The 18,139-nt window shown below is 43.5% G+C and carries 16 protein-coding genes, 1 tRNA gene and 1 riboswitch; of the genes, 15 read left to right on the top strand and 2 right to left on the bottom strand.

Annotation, left to right across the window (positions count from 1 at the left end; all coding sequences use genetic code 11):
• Positions 1-15: 15 nt before the first annotated feature.
• The 9 genes from dprA to GT674_RS08030 all read left to right on the top strand — a co-directional run bounded on the left by dprA (position 16) and on the right by GT674_RS08030 (position 10,659).
• Positions 16-903, top strand: a complete 888-nt coding sequence (dprA, locus tag GT674_RS08070) for a DNA-processing protein DprA (protein ID WP_161285229.1) — start codon at positions 16-18, stop codon at positions 901-903.
• 69 nt (positions 904-972) lie between these two features.
• Positions 973-3,045, top strand: coding sequence for a type I DNA topoisomerase (gene topA / locus GT674_RS08065; protein ID WP_161285228.1), 2,073 nt, complete (start codon positions 973-975; stop codon positions 3,043-3,045).
• A gap of 163 nt (positions 3,046-3,208) precedes the next feature.
• On the top strand, positions 3,209-3,994 hold the full coding sequence (codY, locus tag GT674_RS08060; protein WP_161285227.1) for a GTP-sensing pleiotropic transcriptional regulator CodY: 786 nt from the start codon (positions 3,209-3,211) through the stop codon (positions 3,992-3,994).
• A gap of 308 nt (positions 3,995-4,302) precedes the next feature.
• A complete protein-coding gene (groES, locus tag GT674_RS08055) occupies positions 4,303-4,587 on the top strand; it encodes a co-chaperone GroES (protein WP_161285226.1) in 285 nt (94 codons plus the stop codon).
• A gap of 40 nt (positions 4,588-4,627) precedes the next feature.
• Positions 4,628-6,253 (top strand): chaperonin GroEL, encoded by a 1,626-nt coding sequence (gene groL, locus GT674_RS08050; protein WP_161285225.1) that lies wholly within the window; start codon positions 4,628-4,630, stop codon positions 6,251-6,253.
• A 101-nt stretch (positions 6,254-6,354) separates the two neighbouring features.
• Positions 6,355-6,858 carry a DUF6106 family protein gene (locus GT674_RS08045; protein WP_161285224.1) on the top strand — a complete coding sequence of 168 codons (504 nt, stop codon included), beginning with the start codon at positions 6,355-6,357 and terminating at the stop codon, positions 6,856-6,858.
• Between the two features lie 70 nt (positions 6,859-6,928).
• Complete coding sequence (gene guaB, locus GT674_RS08040; RefSeq protein ID WP_161285223.1) at positions 6,929-8,383, top strand: IMP dehydrogenase; 1,455 nt, start codon at positions 6,929-6,931, stop codon at positions 8,381-8,383.
• Between the two features lie 191 nt (positions 8,384-8,574).
• A riboswitch (ZMP/ZTP riboswitch) is annotated at positions 8,575-8,655 on the top strand.
• A gap of 86 nt (positions 8,656-8,741) precedes the next feature.
• Entirely contained in the window at positions 8,742-9,455 is a 714-nt protein-coding gene (locus GT674_RS08035; protein WP_161285222.1) for an IMP cyclohydrolase, read from the top strand.
• A 19-nt stretch (positions 9,456-9,474) separates the two neighbouring features.
• Positions 9,475-10,659 (top strand): phosphoribosylaminoimidazolecarboxamide formyltransferase, encoded by a 1,185-nt coding sequence (locus GT674_RS08030; RefSeq protein WP_161285221.1) that lies wholly within the window; start codon positions 9,475-9,477, stop codon positions 10,657-10,659.
• 140 nt (positions 10,660-10,799) lie between these two features.
• Here the strand turns inward: GT674_RS08030 and GT674_RS08025 are convergent.
• Positions 10,800-10,872: transfer RNA gene (locus tag GT674_RS08025), tRNA-Gly, on the bottom strand.
• A 445-nt stretch (positions 10,873-11,317) separates the two neighbouring features.
• On the opposite strand from GT674_RS08025, the gene GT674_RS08020 reads away from it, so the two are divergent.
• Complete coding sequence (locus GT674_RS08020) at positions 11,318-12,394, top strand: 3D domain-containing protein (RefSeq protein WP_302025326.1); 1,077 nt, start codon at positions 11,318-11,320, stop codon at positions 12,392-12,394.
• Positions 12,395-12,456: 62 nt separating this feature from the next.
• On the opposite strand, the gene GT674_RS08015 is transcribed toward GT674_RS08020, so the two are convergent.
• Complete coding sequence (locus tag GT674_RS08015) at positions 12,457-13,641, bottom strand: iron-containing alcohol dehydrogenase (RefSeq protein ID WP_161285220.1); 1,185 nt, start codon at positions 13,639-13,641, stop codon at positions 12,457-12,459.
• Between the two features lie 235 nt (positions 13,642-13,876).
• On the opposite strand from GT674_RS08015, the gene GT674_RS08010 reads away from it, so the two are divergent.
• The 5 genes from GT674_RS08010 to trmL all read left to right on the top strand — a co-directional run bounded on the left by GT674_RS08010 (position 13,877) and on the right by trmL (position 18,115).
• Positions 13,877-14,779: an NAD(P)/FAD-dependent oxidoreductase gene (locus GT674_RS08010; RefSeq protein ID WP_161285219.1), complete on the top strand. Its 903-nt coding sequence runs from the start codon at positions 13,877-13,879 to the stop codon at positions 14,777-14,779.
• A gap of 72 nt (positions 14,780-14,851) precedes the next feature.
• A complete protein-coding gene (trxA, locus tag GT674_RS08005) occupies positions 14,852-15,154 on the top strand; it encodes a thioredoxin (RefSeq protein ID WP_161285218.1) in 303 nt (100 codons plus the stop codon).
• 24 nt (positions 15,155-15,178) lie between these two features.
• Positions 15,179-16,846 (top strand): B12-binding domain-containing radical SAM protein, encoded by a 1,668-nt coding sequence (locus GT674_RS08000; RefSeq protein ID WP_161285217.1) that lies wholly within the window; start codon positions 15,179-15,181, stop codon positions 16,844-16,846.
• Positions 16,847-17,000: 154 nt separating this feature from the next.
• Complete coding sequence (locus GT674_RS07995; RefSeq protein WP_161285216.1) at positions 17,001-17,627, top strand: AIR synthase-related protein; 627 nt, start codon at positions 17,001-17,003, stop codon at positions 17,625-17,627.
• A complete protein-coding gene (gene trmL / locus GT674_RS07990; RefSeq protein WP_161285215.1) occupies positions 17,615-18,115 on the top strand; it encodes a tRNA (uridine(34)/cytosine(34)/5-carboxymethylaminomethyluridine(34)-2'-O)-methyltransferase TrmL in 501 nt (166 codons plus the stop codon). Before GT674_RS07995 ends, trmL begins: the two co-directional genes overlap by 13 nt.
• The last annotated feature ends 24 nt before the right edge of the window (positions 18,116-18,139 follow it).

Below are 18,139 nucleotides of genomic sequence, written 5' to 3'. Positions count from 1 at the left end.
AATGAGGTATTTTATATGGAAGAAAAACCAGAAGAAAAAATCCTCCGGATTAGTTCCAAAAGTGCAGAATATCCGGAAAAATTAAATAATTACCCCAAAATGCCGGAAATACTTTTTGTAAAAGGAAGACTGCCCGACAGGAAAAAACCAAGTATAGCAATCGTTGGAGCACGGGCGTGCAGCACATACGGAAGAATCCAGGCATTTCGATATGCAAAGGTCCTCAGCAGCGCAGGAGTGCAGATCATCAGCGGCATGGCCTACGGGATTGATGCAGAAGCACACAAGGGAGCACTGGAGGGAGGAACAGCAACCTACGCAGTTCTTGCAGGTGGCGTGGATATCTGTTATCCGGCGGGAAATAAAGCCCTGTATGAACGTATCCTGAGGGAAGGAGGAGGAATCATAAGTGAACAGCCTCCGGGTATGAGAGCAAGAAATTATTTTTTTCCGGCAAGGAACCGGATCATAAGTGGACTTGCGGATATGGTGCTCATCGTAGAGGCAAGAGAAAAAAGTGGTTCACTTATCACAGCACAGTGGGCATTGGATCAGGGAAAAACAGTTTATGCGATTCCGGGACCTGTAAATGAGGAACTGAGTATAGGATGCCACAAACTGATATATGATGGGGCAGGAATCGCGTACAGTCCGGAAATTCTTCTCAGAGAACTGGGGATGAATTATGAAAATAAGGTAAAATCCGACTCAAAAAATGACTTAGGACTTGCAAGCGATTTGAAATTGGTGTATAGTTGTCTCGATTTACGACCAAAATCTATGGATTTTTTAATTCAGAAAACAGGCCTTCCGCCGAGGCAGATCGGAAGCCTTTTGCTGGAGTTAAAGCTGTCAGGTCTGATCCGGGAGATCGGCAGACATTATTATATAAAAGAGACTTAAAACCGACATAAGACGTCGACTCTTGAAGCAACAGATCCCGGAGAGTTTAGCAAAAGTAGGAGAGGTAGCATGGCGAAATATCTGGTGATAGTAGAGTCACCTGCAAAAGTAAAAACTATTAAAAAATTTCTTGGAAGTAATTATGATGTACAGGCATCAAACGGACATGTGAGGGATTTCCCGAAAAGTCAGTTCGGAATCGATGTGGAAAATGATTTTGAACCTAAATATATTACGATCCGTGGGAAAGGAGAACTCCTTGCTTCACTTCGTAAGGCTGCAAAGAAAGCAGATAAGATTTATCTTGCAACGGACCCTGACCGTGAAGGAGAGGCAATTTCCTGGCATTTGATGCAGGCATTGAAGGAAAATCCGGACAAAATGCGCAGGATTTCTTTTAATGAGATCACCAAGACAGCCGTGAAGAATTCTATCAAGCAGCCACGGGATCTGGATATGAATCTGGTAGATGCACAGCAGGCCAGAAGAATGCTGGATCGAATGGTAGGATACAGCATCAGTCCGCTTCTCTGGGCAAAGGTCAAGAGAGGTTTGAGTGCGGGGCGTGTTCAGTCTGTAGCACTTCGGATCATCTGCGACCGCGAGGATGAGATCAATGCATTTATTCCGGAAGAATACTGGAGTCTGGACGGAGAATTCCGTGTCAAAGGGGAGAAGAAACCGCTCAAGGCTAAATTTTACGGAACCGACAAAAAAATGCCAATCCATAATAAGAAAGAAATGGATGAGCTTCTTGAAAAACTGGAAAATGCAGAATATGAGATCACAGAAGTCAAAAAGGGAGAGCGTATCAAGAATGCACCGCTTCCGTTCACAACCAGTACTCTGCAGCAGGAAGCTGCCAAGACTCTGAATTTCTCTACACAGAAGACCATGCGTCTGGCACAGCAGTTATATGAGGGTGTTGATATCAAGGGAAATGGTACGGTAGGTATCATCACTTATCTCCGTACAGATTCTACACGAATCTCCCATGAAGCGGACGAAGCTGCAAGAGAATATATCGGACAGCAGTATGGGGAGGAATATGTATCCAAAACAGAGAAATCTGTCAAGAAAGAGCAGAAGATCCAGGATGCACACGAGGCGATCCGTCCGACAGACATTACCAGACTGCCGGCTATGATCAAGGAATCTCTTTCCAGAGATCAGTTCCGTCTGTATCAGCTGATATGGAAGCGCTTTACAGCCAGCAGAATGGCAGCGGCGAAATATGAGACAACTTCTGTAAAAATCGGTGCAGGAGAATATACCTTTACGGTTGCAGCCTCCAAGGTAGTCTTCGATGGTTTCTTATCTGTATATACACAGGAGGAAGATAATCAGAAAGGCAATGTTCTGAGCCAGTCTCTGGAAAAGGGCATGAAACTTACTCTGGAAGAACTGAAGCCTGAACAGCATTTTACACAGCCGCCGGCACATTACACAGAGGCTTCTCTTGTAAAGGCACTGGAAGAACAGGGAATCGGCCGTCCAAGTACTTATGCGCCTACGATCACAACAATCATCAGCCGACGTTATGTTTCCAAAGAACAGAAGAACCTTTATGTTACAGAACTTGGAGAAGTGGTAAACAACATTATGAAGCAGGCTTTTCCGAGCATTGTAGATGTGCGCTTCACAGCGATGATGGAAGGACTTCTGGACTGTGTGGAGGCAGGAACTGTTCAGTGGAAGACAGTTGTCAGAAACTTCTACCCGGATCTTAAGAAAGATGTAGACGCAGCAGAGAAAGAGCTTGAGAAGGTTGATATTCAGGATGAGGTTACGGATGAGATCTGTGATGTCTGCGGCAGAAACATGGTCATCAAGTACGGACCACATGGAAGATTTCTTGCCTGCCCGGGATTTCCGGAATGCAGAAATACCAAGCCTTATTATGAGAAGATTGGTGTGGCCTGCCCGAAATGCGGTAAGGATGTTGTCCTTAAGAAAACGCAGAAAGGACGTAAATATTATGGATGCATCGACAATCCGGAATGTGATTTTATGTCCTGGCAGAAACCGTCAAATAAGAAATGTCCGGTCTGTGGAAGCTATATGGTTGAGAAAGGCAATAAACTTGTCTGCAGTCAGGAAACCTGCGGCTATGTAGAGCAGAAAGAAAAAGAAGAAGACTGAGCGCACAGAAAATGATAACTGTGAAAATGAAACAGTTATGAATTTTCTGAAAATGCAGATAAAAGTGAAAAAAATATAAAAATATCTTGCTTTTTCGTGATAAAGCGTGTACTATTGTGTTATAAAGATGGTCACATCGAATAAATCATTGAAGGAGGCCAAGATGAGCGTTCAGTTGTTAGATAAAACAAGAAAAATCAACAAACTTCTGCACAACAGTAGTTCCAGTAAGGTAGTGTTTAATGATATCTGCCAGGTTTTGATGGAGACATTAAGCTCTAACATACTGGTGCTGAGCAAGAAGGGTAAAGTCCTGGGAATCAGTTTATGTCCGGGCGTCAAGGAAATAACTGAACTGATTGAAGATAACGTTGGCGGACATGTAGATGAATTGTTGAATGAGCGTTTTTTGGGAGTTTTATCAACCAAAGAAAACGTAAATCTTCAGACATTAGGTTTTGAACATGTTGACAGCAGCTGCCAGGGAATCATCAATCCGATTGATATTGCAGGAGAACGTCTGGGAACTGTTTTTATGTATCGTGACAATAAGCCATATGACATTGAGGATATCATTGTCAGTGAATATGGCACAACGGTCGTAGGACTGGAGATGATGCGCGCAGTACACGAGGAGAATGCAGAGGAGGACCGTAAGCAGCAGGTTGTTAAGTCAGCCTTTAATACCCTGTCATTCTCAGAACTGGAGGCAATCATCCATATCTTTGATGAACTGGATGGAGAAGAAGGAATCCTGGTTGCGAGCAAGATCGCAGACCGTGTGGGAATCACCAGATCCGTAATTGTAAATGCCCTGCGTAAGTTTGAGAGTGCAGGTGTTATCGAGTCTCGTTCTTCCGGTATGAAAGGAACCTATATCAAGGTTCTCAATGAAGTGATCTTTGATGAACTGGAAGAGATCAAAGCCCAGAGAAATAAGAAATCATGATCAGAAATAAAGTCAGAGAAGCTCTTTGTCACTGAGTAAAGATTCAGTGGGAAAGAGCTTTTCTGATGTAATGGTGTCAGAATAGGTGCATTCACCTGTATAAAAAATTAATGAAAAACAGTAAAATAAGAAAACTAAAGAAAATATAAGAAAAAAAGAGATAATATTTAAAAATATAAAAATTAACAACTGTAAAAAGAGTTGCAGAAAATAGCGTAATTCAATAATATAAGGACAGTGATTAGCACTCAGACGAAATGAGTGCTAGCAATCGAAAGCAAGGCAACAATAAAGGAGGAAAATAGATCATGAAATTAGTACCTTTAGGTGACAGAGTTGTATTAAAACAGTTAGAAGCAGAAGAAACAACAAAATCCGGTATTGTACTTCCGGGTCAGGCACAGGAAAAACCACAGCAGGCAGAAGTTATCGCTGTAGGACCTGGCGGAGTTGTTGATGGTAAAGAAGTAAAGATGGAAGTGGAAGCAGGTAATAAGGTTATCTATTCCAAATATGCAGGAACAGAAGTAAAGCTTGACGGCGAAGAATACATCATCGTAAAACAGAATGATATTCTTGCAATCGTTGAATAATATTTTTTTTAATTGACATTATTTCAGGAGGACAGTTATCATGGCAAAAGAAATTAAATTTGGTTCAGAAGCAAGAGCTGCACTTGAAGCTGGTGTAAACAAACTTGCAGATACAGTAAGAGTAACAATCGGTCCAAAAGGAAGAAACGTTGTACTTGACAAATCTTTCGGTGCTCCGCTCATCACAAACGATGGTGTTACGATCGCAAAAGAAATCGAACTGGAAGACAGATTTGAAAACATGGGTGCACAGCTTATCAAAGAAGTTGCATCCAAGACAAATGATGTAGCAGGTGATGGTACTACAACAGCTACTGTTCTTGCACAGGCAATGGTTCATGAGGGAATGAAGAACCTGGCAGCAGGTGCTAACCCGATCATCCTCAGAAAAGGAATGAGAAAAGCAACAGATACAGCTGTAGAAGCAATCAAAGAGATGAGCCAGAAGATCAGCGGCAAAGCACAGATCGCAAACGTAGCAGCAATCTCTGCAAGTGATGAAGAAGTTGGTCAGCTTGTTGCAGATGCAATGGAAAAAGTTTCCAACGATGGTGTTATCACTGTAGAAGAATCCAAGACAATGCATACAGAGCTTGATCTGGTAGAAGGTATGCAGTTTGACCGTGGATATATTTCTGCTTATATGTCTACAGACATGGAAAAAATGGAAGCAGTTCTGGAAGATCCATATATCCTGATCACAGACAAGAAGATCAGCAATATTCAGGAAGTACTTCCGTTACTGGAGCAGGTTGTTCAGGCAGGTGCAAAACTTCTTATTATCGCAGAAGATGTAGAAGGTGAAGCTCTGACAACTCTGATCGTAAATAAATTAAGAGGAACTTTCCAGGTAGTAGCTGTCAAAGCTCCGGGATATGGTGACAGAAGAAAAGAAATGCTGCAGGATATCGCTATCCTGACAGGCGGACAGGTAATTTCCGATGAACTGGGCCTGGATCTTAAAGAAGCTACCATGGCACAGCTTGGTCGTGCAAAATCTGTCAAGGTTGCAAAAGAAAATACAGTTATTGTTGACGGACTTGGTGACAAGAAGGCAATTGCTGACCGTGTTGCTCAGATCCGTGGACAGATCGCAGAGACAAAATCTGAATTTGACAAAGAAAAATTACAGGAAAGACTTGCAAAACTGGCTGGCGGCGTAGCTGTTATCCGTGTTGGTGCTGCAACTGAAACTGAGATGAAAGAAGCAAAACTTCGTCTGGAGGATGCTCTTGCAGCTACAAGAGCAGCTGTAGAAGAGGGAATCATCGCAGGTGGCGGATCTGCTTACATCCATGCTTCCAAGAAGGTTGCTGAACTGGTTGCAACTCTGGAAGGTGATGAGAAGACAGGTGCAAATGTTATCCTCAAAGCACTGGAGGCTCCATTATTCCATATTTCTGCAAACGCAGGACTGGAAGGCTCTGTTATCATCAACAAGGTAAGAGAGTCTGAGCCAGGCGTTGGATTTGATGCACTGAATGAATGCTATGTAGATATGGTAGGAGCAGGTATCCTTGATCCGGTTAAGGTTACAAGAAGTGCTCTGCAGAATGCTACAAGCGTTGCATCTACTCTGCTTACTACAGAATCTGTAGTAGCAACAATTAAAGAAGATACTCCGGCTATGCCGGCAGGCGCACCAGGAATGGGCGGAATGATGTAATCAAAAGTTTTTAAAGATCGGACCAGCGTCATAGACGCTGGTCTTCTTTTGTGATAGAATAATTACAGATTCATAAAACAAATAAGGAGAGAAAGACGCAGATGAGTGATTTATATTCAGAATTTCTGGTAAAGAAAGAACCAACTACAAAAGATGCGGTGATCAAGTATGGAATGATCATACTGACTGCAGTGGCAGCAGCGGCAGGACTTATGTTCAGTTTCGTGTTTCTTCTGGCAGCGGTTGTGCTTGGAGTCGCATGTTATTTCATTGTGCCGAGGACAGATCTTGAATATGAGTATCTTTTTGTGAACGGTGAAATGGACATCGATATGGTTATGGCCAAGTCCAAACGTAAAAAAGCAATGACAGTGAACATCAAGGAGGCAGATCTTGTGGCACCTGTGGATTCTCACCGTCTGGATTACTACAACAGCAGCAGTAAAATGAAAACCCTGGATTACTCTTCAGGAAATCCTGGTCACAAGCGTTTTGCAGTCATCACCAGAGACAAGGGAGAAAATTGCAGGATCATCATTGAGCCAGATGAACAAATGCAGCAGGCTATCAAAAATTCAGCACCGAGCAAAGTTTTTTTTGATTGACACTGCAAATTATTTTTGTTAAACTAGGGAACAAAATCAAAATAACATAATATACAAGGGAGGAAATGCAATGGGTACTATCATTGGTGAAGGAATTACATTCGATGATGTTCTTTTAGTTCCGGCATACTCAAAGGTAATTCCGAATCAGGTAGATGTCACAACGTATTTAACAAAGAAGGTAAAACTGAACATTCCTATGATGAGCGCAGGAATGGATACAGTTACCGAGCACAGGATGGCGATCGCTATGGCCAGACAGGGCGGTATCGGTATTATTCACAAGAATATGTCCATCGAGGCACAGGCAGACGAGGTAGACAAGGTAAAACGTTCTGAGAACGGTGTTATCACAGATCCATTCTTTTTATCCGCAGAAAATACTCTTGAAGATGCAAACAACCTGATGGCGAAATTCCGTATTTCCGGTGTTCCGATCACAGAGGGAAGAAAGCTGGTAGGTATTATTACCAACCGTGATCTTAAATTCGAAACAGACTTTTCAAAGAAAATCAGAGAGTGCATGACATCTGAAGGACTGATCACAGCCAAAGAAGGAATCACTCTTGAAGAAGCAAAGAAGATTCTGGCTAAATCCCGTAAAGAAAAATTACCCATTGTAGATGATGATTTCAACTTAAAAGGTCTGATCACGATCAAGGATATTGAGAAACAGATCAAATATCCTCTTGCAGCCAAAGACGCACAGGGACGTCTTCTCTGCGGTGCGGCAGTTGGTATCACAGCCAATGTCCTTGCACGTGTAGATGCACTGGTTAAGGCAAATGTAGACGTTATTGTTATCGACTCCGCACATGGACATTCTGAGAATATCCTTCGTGCAGTACGTCAGATCAAGGACGTATATCCGGATCTTCAGGTGATCGCAGGAAACGTTGCTACAGGAGAAGCTACCAAGGCTCTGATCGATGCCGGTGTAGATGCTGTCAAGGTTGGTATCGGACCTGGATCTATCTGTACAACACGTGTCGTTGCAGGTATCGGTGTTCCGCAGGTTACAGCTGTTATGGACTGCTATGAAGTTGCAAACCGCTATGGTATTCCGATCATCGCAGATGGCGGAATCAAATACTCCGGAGATATCACTAAGGCAATCGCAGCTGGTGCCAATGTCTGCATGATGGGAAGTATCTTTGCAGGATGCGATGAGAGCCCGGGAACATTTGAACTGTATCAGGGACGTAAATACAAAGTATACCGTGGTATGGGATCTATCGCGGCCATGGAAAACGGCAGCAAGGACCGATACTTCCAGCAGGATGCCAAGAAACTGGTTCCGGAAGGAGTAGAGGGACGTGTAGCATACAAGGGACATGTAGAGGATACCGTATTCCAGTTAATGGGCGGTCTTCGTTCCGGTATGGGATACTGCGGAGCAGAAACAATTGAGAAGCTTAAGACAACAGGAAGATTTATTAAGATTTCTGCTGCATCACTTAAGGAATCTCATCCGCATGATATCCATATTACAAAGGAAGCTCCGAACTACAGCGTAGATGAATAAATTTGTTCTTGCGTAATTTGATAAATTAGTATATTATGTAATTGTTCGCAGGTAATATTCCGCGAGGTGTTTTACCATGAATATGGCAAAATCCCGAGACATACAGGGCAAAATGCCATCACCGAAGGTGATTGGGAATGCATTTTGACCAGGTTACTGTGAACGGAGTGAACAGTATATTATGATGATTATAACGACTGCATGACTGGCGGAAGTAGGAGTACCTACAGGGAGTGCAGTAAGTAAACGTGCCGACCGCCTGGGCAGCCTGTGGAAGCAGACTACCCAGGCGGTTTTTTCGATTTAAAATCGAGGTGGCGACATCCGATTCTATTAATTACCAAAAGGAGAAGTGATCATGGAAAGAATTTCACTGGAAAATGAACTGAAAAACAATTCCTACCCGGGAAGAGGAATTATTATTGGACGTTCCGCAGACGGAACCAAGGCAGTAACAGCTTATTTTATCATGGGAAGAAGTGAAAATAGCAGGAATCGAGTATTTGTTGAGGATGGAGAGGGAATTCGCACACAGGCATTTGATCCATCCAAACTGACAGATCCGAGCCTGATCATTTATGCTCCGGTACGTGTACTGGGAAATAAGACAATTGTGACAAACGGTGATCAGACAGATACAATCTACGAGGGAATGGACAAACAGCTTACCTTCGAGCAGTCCTTAAGAACACGTGAATTTGAGCCGGACGGACCGAACTATACACCAAGAATTTCCGGTGTTATGCATATTGAGAATGGTGAATACAGCTATGCAATGTCAATTCTCAAGAGCAACAACGGAAATCCAGATGCATGTCTCCGTTATACTTATGCATACGAGAAAGCAATTCCGGGAGAGGGCCGTTTCATTCATACCTACAAATGCGACGGTAATCCGCTTCCAAGCTTTGAGGGAGAACCGAAGCTTGTGGATATTCCAAATGATATGGAGGCCTTTACAGAGCTTCTGTGGAACAGCCTGAACGAAGAGAATAAAGTTTCTCTGTTTGTACGTTATATTGACATTGCAACAGGAAATTATGAAACAAAGATTGTAAACAAGAATAAGTAAGAGACGGAGGAAGAATAAGATGAACGAATTACAGTTAAAATACGGATGTAACCCAAACCAGAAACCTTCCAGAATTTACATGGAGGACGGAAGTGAGCTTCCGATCAAGGTTCATTCCGGAAAACCAGGATATATCAACTTCCTGGATGCATTTAACGGCTGGCAGCTTGTGCGCGACCTCAAAAAAGCAACAGGACTTCCGGCAGCAACTTCCTTCAAGCATGTTTCACCGGCAGGTGCGGCAGTAGGACTTCCGCTTGATGAGACACTGGCAAAGATCTACTGGGTCGATGATATGAACTGGAAAGAGTTTTCTCCGCTTGCCTGTGCGTATGCAAGAGCCAGAGGTGCAGACCGTATGTCCTCTTTTGGAGATTTTATTTCTCTTTCTGATGTCTGCGATAAAGACACAGCAATGCTGATCAAGAGAGAGGTTTCTGATGGTGTCATTGCACCGGGATACACACAGGAAGCACTGGAAATTCTTGGACAGAAGAAAAAAGGTAATTACAATGTGATCGAGATAGATCCGGATTACGTACCGGCTCCACTGGAGCACAAACAGGTATATGGAGTGACCTTTGAGCAGGGTCGCCAGGAACTGGCAATCAATGATGAACTGATCTCCAACATTGTGACTGAGAATAAAGAACTCACAGAAGAAGCAAAGAGAGATCTTAAGGTTTCTCTGATTATTCTGAAATATACACAGTCCAACTCTGTATGCTTTGTCAAAGACGGACAGGCAATCGGCGTCGGAGCAGGACAGCAGTCCCGTGTACACTGCACCAGACTTGCAGGACAGAAGGCTGATAACTGGTTCCTTCGTCAGAGTCCTCAGGTTTTGAATCTTCCGTTCAAAGATACTATCAGCAGAGCAGAGCGTGATAACGCAATCGATGTTTACATTGGCGAAGAATACATGGATGTTCTGGCAGATGGAGCATGGGAGAATGTATTTACTGAGAAACCGGCAGTATTCACAAAAGAAGAGAAGCGTGCATGGCTGGACCAGATGACAGATGTAACACTTGGATCAGACGCATTCTTCCCGTTCAGTGATAACATTGAACGAGCACATAAGAGCGGTGTGAAATTTATCGCACAGCCGGGTGGCTCTGTGAGAGATGATGCAGTGATCGAAACCTGCAACAAATATGGAATGGTGATGGCATTTACAGGAATCAGACTGTTCCATCACTAAGAAAATAAAATATAAGATAAAAAGAGAGAGAAAGCTTCTGAACAAACAAAAGAGGAGCTTTCTCTTTTTGTCTTTATCAGATCACGATGAAAATATTCTTATAACCAAAAAAGAACCAGGAATGATTCCTGATTCTTAAGAGCGATAGACGGGGCTCGAACCCGCGGTCTCGACCTTGGCAAGGTCGCGCGTTACCAACTACGCCACTATCGCATATGTCTTGTTTGGAAGTTTTAATTGTTTTCCTCAGCGACAAGACATACTATACCAGATAGATTTGTATTTGTCAAATGTTTTTTTGAAAAAAATTCAAAAATTTGAAAAAAAGTTTTTCAGTGCTATTTTGGACGCTTTGTTAAAAAAGAGTGAAAACTTTGTGTAAATTTGAAATCGCACATATCATGTGCTACAATACTCACAGAAATAGAATTGTGCTATATGGATCAAACAGGACAGTGATGCTCAAAGTTGGAAATATAGTAAACTGTTCACAGGTAATATCCCGCGAGGTGTTTTGCCATGAATATGGCAAAATCCCGAGACATACGGGGCAAAATGCCATCACCGAAGGTGATTTGGAATGCATTTTGACCAAGTTACTGCGAACGGAGTGAACAGTAACAAATATAGTAAACTGACAGAAAGAGGTGAAAGATTCGTGAAGAAGAGAACGACGGCCCTTTTGCTGGGGAGTGTGCTGTTATGTCATGCATCTCTGGTTTATGGCGAAGTTCCGGATTATGATACAGTGCTGGAAACGGCACAGAAGGAAAATAAGTCTGTCCAGACATTTGAGACAGATGATGGTAAGGGGAATAGGGTTCAGGTAACAGCAGATAAGAAAACACTTTATGTGACAGCCAGAATAGCAGGTATTTATTCCATGCCCTCTGACAGCAGTGCGGAGCTTATGGCAGCAGCACTGGGAGACCAGGTAGAACAGACGGCGATCTGTGACAATGGCTGGAGTAAGGTGGAGGCAGAGTCTGAAGGAGAAAAGGTCATAGGATATATGCAGACGCAGGCACTGAACAGCGAAAATCAGATTCTGTCTGTAGATGAGGAAGAAGTGGAAGTAACATCTGACAGCAGCATTCTGGATTATCCGGGAAAGAAGGATGGAGAAGTTGTCGGCGAAGTGCTGGAACTGGATCAGGTAAAGCGTACAGGAACCGTAAATGGTGTCTGGAGCAGGATCAAATATCAGAATGCAGACGGAACGGAAAAAGAGGGATATATCCCGACCAGCTGCCTGGATGTTGCAGATGCTCAGGAAAGTACAGATACTTCGGCATCCATAGATAAGAAAAAAGATGCAGGAACCCTTCACAAAAGCAGCGGTAAAGGAGTCTTTGCAGATGCACTGGAGACAGATGAGAGTGTTACCGAGCAGAATGGAGTACAGATCGGAACACCGGTGGCAGCATCCTCTGATGCTAAACTCAAAGACCTTGGTGTATTCAAGATCACACATTACTGTCCGTGCAGTATTTGTTGTGGACCGTATGCAAATGGAATCACTTCTACGGGTGTAACAGCGGTGACAAACCACACGATCGCAGTAGACCCGTCACAGATACCATATGGAAGCAAGGTCGTGATCAATGGACAGGTTTATGTCGCAGAGGACTGTGGTGGTGCGATCAAGACAAACTGTATTGATATTTATGTGGCAACGCATGCAGAGGGTGAGTCCAAGGGCGTTTATTACACAGAGGTTTATCTTATCCAGTAAAATACAAAATCTCCGGCTGAAACAGCAAAAGCTGTATCCTGCCGGAGATTTTTGTAAGAGTTTTATCTTGCCATGGAATAAATCTTTTCCATGTCTTTCATGTTTAACTGTTTAAATACACCAATGGTACGGGTATCTTCAAAGCTACATTTAAAAGCAAGCTCATGAATCTGCTGGTCATTAAGATCAAGACCAAGTTCATGCAGGCTGGTAGGCATCTGGATAGAACGGAAAAAGTTTTCCATTGCTTCGATTCCGGCCAGGGCGGTTTTGTTGAAATCAAGATCACATGGGATTTCAAATACATTTGTTGCAAACTGTGCAAAACGTTCCGGATTTACGTCGTATACATATCGTGCCCAGCTTCCCCAGATAGCCGCAAGACCGGCACCGTGGGTGACATCGTAAAGACCACCAAGTTCATGTTCAAGCTGATGACAGGACCAGTCACCGCCGCCGGTGCCGCATCCGGTCAGACCGTTATGAGAAAGACTTCCGGCCCACATGATCTCTGCACGGGCGTTGTAGTTGCCTGGCTCCTTCATAAGGATACGTGCGTTATAGATCACTGTCTGCATCAGAGATTCACTCATGCTGTCGGTAATCTCCATAGTTTCGATATTGACAAAATAGCGTTCCATGGTGTGCATGAGAATGTCGACACATCCGCTCTCGGTCTGATACTGAGGAAGACTGTAGGTCAGCCTTGGATTCATCAGAGCGAATTTAGGACGGCAAAGATCACTTCTGGTACTTCCACGTTTGAGCCAGCCCTCTTCGTTGGTGATAACACAGGAACCGCTCATTTCACTTCCGGAAGCTGCAATGGTAGGAATTACACCAATCGGAAGACAGGCAGTCGGAGTCTCTGTCTTGAGGAAGAAATTCCAGACATCTGTCCATGGATTCGCAACACCATAACCGATTGCTTTGCCGGAATCGATGACACTTCCGCCGCCAACGGCAAGAATAAAATCTACATTCTCTTTCCGGCAGAGTTCAATGCCTTCGCGTACTTTGGAAAGACGGGGATTTGGAACAACACCGCCCAGAGTGACAAAGTCAATATCAGCATCGGTAAGACATTTTTTGATTTCATCAAGAAGTCCGGAAGAGATGGCACTGTGACCGCCGTAATGGATCAGAACTTTATGGCAGCCTTCTTCTTTCAGGATATCACCAATCTGTAAATGAGAATCTTTGCCAAAAATAACCCTTGTGGGGGCAAAATATTCGAAGCTTCGCATAATGATAGTTACTCCTTATATAAATTTAATAAATATCGTATCTGCAGATATCAGCTCAGGATCATGCACCCGGGTTTCGCGTGCATTCAGTCTGACCAAGACATCATAAGATAAATATAACATAATTGTAAAAATAAATACATAAAAAATTTGGGGTTTTTCAAGGAATAGAAAACATTCTGGACATTTCCTTTCCGGTGTAATATTATAAAATAATAAAAAGGCAGGTGATAAAATGGAAAATATAGTGATCATCGGTGCAGGTCCCGCCGGAATTTCAGCTGCTCTGTATGCGGCGAGAGGAAATCTGAATCCTCTTGTGATAAATAACGGTATCGGAGCACTGGAAAAGGCGGAGAAGATCGAGAATTATTATGGCCTGGAACAGCCAGTTTCGGGCAGGGAGCTTTATGAGAGAGGACTTGCTCAGGCAGAAGCCCTGGGTGTCCGTGTCATAGAGGCAGAGGTGCTGGGAATCAGCGGTTTTGATACTTTTACAGTAAAGACCACAGCCGGAGATTTTGATACGGTCAGCGTGATCCTGGCGACAGGAGGGAAGCGAACTGCTCCGAAGATTCCAGGTCTCAGGGAATTTGAGGGGAGAGGTGTCAGCTATTGTGCTGTCTGTGATGCATTCTTTTACAGAGGCAAGGAAGTTGCTGTTGTCGGAAATGGGGACTTTGCTCTTCATGAGGCAGAACAGCTTCGGAATGTCACACAGGATGTGACAATCTATACAGATGGAAAGAAGCCGGAATTTTCCAGAGAACATCCTATCTCAGTTAATACGATGAAGATTCAGGCAATTGAAGGCGAGGATAAGGTTTCCGGTCTTCTGATGCAGAGTGATGCGTCTGTACAGGAAGCAGAAACACAGGTGAAGTCGTTTTATCCGGCAGATGGAGTTTTTATAGCGCTTGGTACCGCAGGAAGTACAGAGATTGCCAGACAGATGGGGGCGGAGATCACCGATAAGGGCAACATTAAGATAAATGAAGAGATGGAAACGACCATTCCAGGACTTTTTGCGGCGGGAGACTGTACGGGAGGGCTTCTTCAGGTATCAAAAGCGGTTTATGAAGGCAGTATGGCCGCCATCAGTGCAGGGAAGTATGTCCGCAGTAAAAAATCTTCATAAAAAACAGGCAAACGGAAATCATATATCTGAGCGTACTGTCAAAGGACAGAGCTTATAACAGGAGGAATCATTATGGCAAAAGCAATTACAGCAGCGAATTTTGAACAGGAAGTTCTTAAGGCGGAGAAACCAGTGTTGCTGGATTTCTGGGCAACCTGGTGCGGACCATGTATGCGTCAGGGTCCGATCGTTGAGGAACTGGCAGAAGAGGGATACTGTGTAGGCAAGATCGACGTTGACCAGGAACCAGAGCTGGCGCAGAAATTCCGTATTATGAGTATTCCGACACTTCTGATCTTCCGAAATGGTCAGGAAGCAGAGAGACTGGTCGGACTGACTCCAAAAGAAACAATTAAGGAGCTTCTGGATAAATAAGGTCCAGAAAGGTTTATAAGATTTATGAAAATATTACTGGCAGCATGTAATGCAAAATATATTCATTCAAATCTTGCTGTATATGATCTCAGGGCATATGCGTCTGCTTATCAGGAGCATATTCTTCTGAGAGAATATACGATCAATCAGACGAAAGATGAGATTTTGAAGGATATTTATCTGACTGGAGCGGATGTGGTCTGCTTCTCCTGCTATATATGGAATATTTCTTTTGTAAAGGATCTTCTCTGTGATCTGCACAAAATACTTCCGGAAACAAAATTCTGGGCTGGAGGACCGGAGGTTTCCTTTGATGCGGAGGCTTTCCTCAGAAAAACACCACAGATGACCGGAGTTATGACAGGAGAAGGTGAAAAAACATTTCTGGAGCTGGTGCATTATTACGTGGACGGGGAGGGATCTCTGGCCGAGATTCCGGGAATTGTCTATCGTGACGGAGAAGAAATCCACAATAATGGCTGGAGAGAATTGACAGATTTAAGCGAAATTCCTTTTGTATATGAGCAGCTTAAGGATTTTGAGAACAAGATCATTTATTATGAGAGCAGCAGAGGATGCCCGTTTTCCTGCAGTTATTGTCTGTCTTCTATTGACAAGAAGTTAAGATTTCGTGATCTGGAGCTGGTCAGAAGGGAACTGCAGTTTTTTCTGGATCACAGAGTGCCGCAGGTCAAGTTTGTAGACCGGACCTTCAACTGCAGGCATGAGCATGCGATGGAAATATGGAGATACATTCTGGAGCATGATAACGGAGTGACAAATTTCCATTTTGAAATTTCGGCAGATCTTCTTCGGGATGAAGAAATTCAGCTTATGAGTAAAATGCGTCCGGGGCTGATCCAGCTTGAGATAGGCGTGCAGTCCACAAATACGGACACCATTCATGCAATCCACAGGCACATGGATCTCGTGAAACTGGAAAGGTCTGTCGCAAAGATCCACAGTTTTGGAAATATTCATCAGCATCTGGATCTTATCGCAGGTCTTCCATATGAGGATTATGATACGTTCCACCGTTCTTTTAATGATGTTTACGGAATGAAGCCGGATCAGCTTCAGCTGGGATTTCTTAAGGTTCTGAAGGGGTCTTTGATGGAACGGGAAGCACAGAAGTACGGAATCCTGCATAAAGAAAAAGAACCATACGAGGTACTTTCTACAAACTGGCTTTCTTACAGAGAAATTCTGAAGCTTAAGCGGGTAGAAAGCATGGTAGAGGTTTACTATAACAGCGGACAGTTTCAGAATACACTGGAATATCTGGTGCCGCAGTTTGAGGATGCTTTTATATTTTATGAAAAGCTGGGTACTTTTTATGAAGAGAAAGGATACAGTGAGATTTCACATTCCAGAATGCGTCGTTATGAGATTCTGCTGGAGTTTCTGAAGGAGGAGACACAGATCGATGCGGAAACAGCGGCACAGTATATGCTGTATGATCTGTATCTGAGAGAGCGGCTGAAGAAACGACCTTCCTTTGCAGCAGACCAGAAACCGTATGAGAGTGCAGTCTGGGCTTACAGAAAAGAACACAGGATATCCAGAACTGCACATATAGAAGTTTTTCCGGGTGGAAAAGCGATCCTGTTTGATTATGAAAACAGAAATCCACTGTCCAATAATGCGACAACAGAAAATGTTGTGCTGAGGATGGATAACGAAATAGAATGAGGTGACAAAAATGGGAATGTTTGATCCGAAAAAGAGAAAAATATTTGCGGCTGTAATTGCAGTCGTTCTTGTCCTTGCCATGGTAGTTCCAAGTATTCTCTCCATCCTTTTATAACAGAGGATAAAGCGAAATAGAAAACGGAGGAAAATACATATGAAACTTGGGCAGCAGGCGATGGAGGCACTGAAAGCACAGATTGACGGTTCGCTTAAGCAGGGTGATGATCTGGTAGTTGCAGGTGTGATCGGAATCAGAGGGACACAGCTTCTGATGCAAAAAGAGAGAGAAACACTGCTTCAGTATTTTTCAGACGGATTTCTCTGGAGTACAGCCCGCATTCTGGAGAAATGCAGTGTATCAGCAGATATTTCGGAAATATTTAAAGGCAAGGTTCATGCAAGATATGACCTTGGTGTGGGAGGAGTCCTAAGCGGTATGTGGAAGATGGCAGAAGCCTCGGAAACTGGTCTTCGGGCAGATCTCCGTGCGATTCCTGTCCGTCAGGAAACGATTGAAATCTGTGAAAGGCTGGATGTGAATCCGTATAAACTACTGTCAGAGGGAGCTGTTCTTCTGGGATGCACAGACGGAGAAAAGCTGGTACAGGAGCTTTCGCATCATCAGATTCCGGCAGCTGTGATCGGCAAAGCAGTTGCCGGCAATGACAGACTTTTATACAGTGGAGAACTTACCCGTTATCTGGAAAGACCGTCTCAGGATGAACTGACCAGATTTGCATGGGGCGGAGAATGGAGAAAGGATAAGAAATGGCAAAGTTAAATATTGTACTGCATGAGCCGGAGATACCGGCAAATACAGGAAACATCGGAAGAACCTGTGTGGCGACAGGAACAAGGCTTCATCTGATCGAACCGCTGGGGTTCAGTCTGAGTGAGAAAGCAATCAAACGTGCGGGAATGGATTACTGGAAGGATCTGGATGTAACTACATATCTGGATTACGAGGAATTTCTCAGAAAGAATCCGGGTGCCAGGATTTATTATGCAACAACCAAGGGACTTCAGACATATACAGATGTTCAGTACGAAGAGGACTGCTTCATTATGTTTGGCAAAGAAAGTGCCGGAATCCCGGAAGAGATTCTTATGGAAAATAAGGAAAACTGCATTCGTATTCCGATGATCAATGACATTCGCTCACTGAATCTGAGTAATTCAGTGGCAATTGTTTTATATGAAGCCTTACGGCAGAATCAGTTTGATCATATGCAGCTTCAGGGACAGCTGCATGATCATCAGTGGACATAAAATTAAAAAAATAAGGATAAGCAA

This window comes from Blautia sp. BIOML-A1 (genome assembly GCF_009883055.1).
GTDB lineage: Bacteria > Bacillota > Clostridia > Lachnospirales > Lachnospiraceae > Blautia_A.
Note: the sequence above shows the minus strand (reverse complement) of the source record. Positions and strands in the feature narration are given on the sequence as shown.

What these genes read in the sequence shown, in the direction of transcription:
- dprA (WP_161285229.1), top strand. Translation starts at nt 16, where the DNA reads ATGGAAGAAAAACCAGAAGAAAAAATCCTCCGGATTAGTTCCAAAAGT.
- topA (WP_161285228.1), top strand. Translation starts at nt 973, where the DNA reads ATGGCGAAATATCTGGTGATAGTAGAGTCACCTGCAAAAGTAAAAACT.
- codY (WP_161285227.1), top strand. Translation starts at nt 3,209, where the DNA reads ATGAGCGTTCAGTTGTTAGATAAAACAAGAAAAATCAACAAACTTCTG.
- groES (WP_161285226.1), top strand. Translation starts at nt 4,303, where the DNA reads ATGAAATTAGTACCTTTAGGTGACAGAGTTGTATTAAAACAGTTAGAA.
- groL (WP_161285225.1), top strand. Translation starts at nt 4,628, where the DNA reads ATGGCAAAAGAAATTAAATTTGGTTCAGAAGCAAGAGCTGCACTTGAA.
- GT674_RS08045 (WP_161285224.1), top strand. Translation starts at nt 6,355, where the DNA reads ATGAGTGATTTATATTCAGAATTTCTGGTAAAGAAAGAACCAACTACA.
- guaB (WP_161285223.1), top strand. Translation starts at nt 6,929, where the DNA reads ATGGGTACTATCATTGGTGAAGGAATTACATTCGATGATGTTCTTTTA.
- GT674_RS08035 (WP_161285222.1), top strand. Translation starts at nt 8,742, where the DNA reads ATGGAAAGAATTTCACTGGAAAATGAACTGAAAAACAATTCCTACCCG.
- GT674_RS08030 (WP_161285221.1), top strand. Translation starts at nt 9,475, where the DNA reads ATGAACGAATTACAGTTAAAATACGGATGTAACCCAAACCAGAAACCT.
- GT674_RS08015 (WP_161285220.1), bottom strand. Translation starts at nt 13,641, where the DNA reads ATGCGAAGCTTCGAATATTTTGCCCCCACAAGGGTTATTTTTGGCAAA.
- GT674_RS08010 (WP_161285219.1), top strand. Translation starts at nt 13,877, where the DNA reads ATGGAAAATATAGTGATCATCGGTGCAGGTCCCGCCGGAATTTCAGCT.
- trxA (WP_161285218.1), top strand. Translation starts at nt 14,852, where the DNA reads ATGGCAAAAGCAATTACAGCAGCGAATTTTGAACAGGAAGTTCTTAAG.
- GT674_RS08000 (WP_161285217.1), top strand. Translation starts at nt 15,179, where the DNA reads ATGAAAATATTACTGGCAGCATGTAATGCAAAATATATTCATTCAAAT.
- GT674_RS07995 (WP_161285216.1), top strand. Translation starts at nt 17,001, where the DNA reads ATGAAACTTGGGCAGCAGGCGATGGAGGCACTGAAAGCACAGATTGAC.
- trmL (WP_161285215.1), top strand. Translation starts at nt 17,615, where the DNA reads ATGGCAAAGTTAAATATTGTACTGCATGAGCCGGAGATACCGGCAAAT.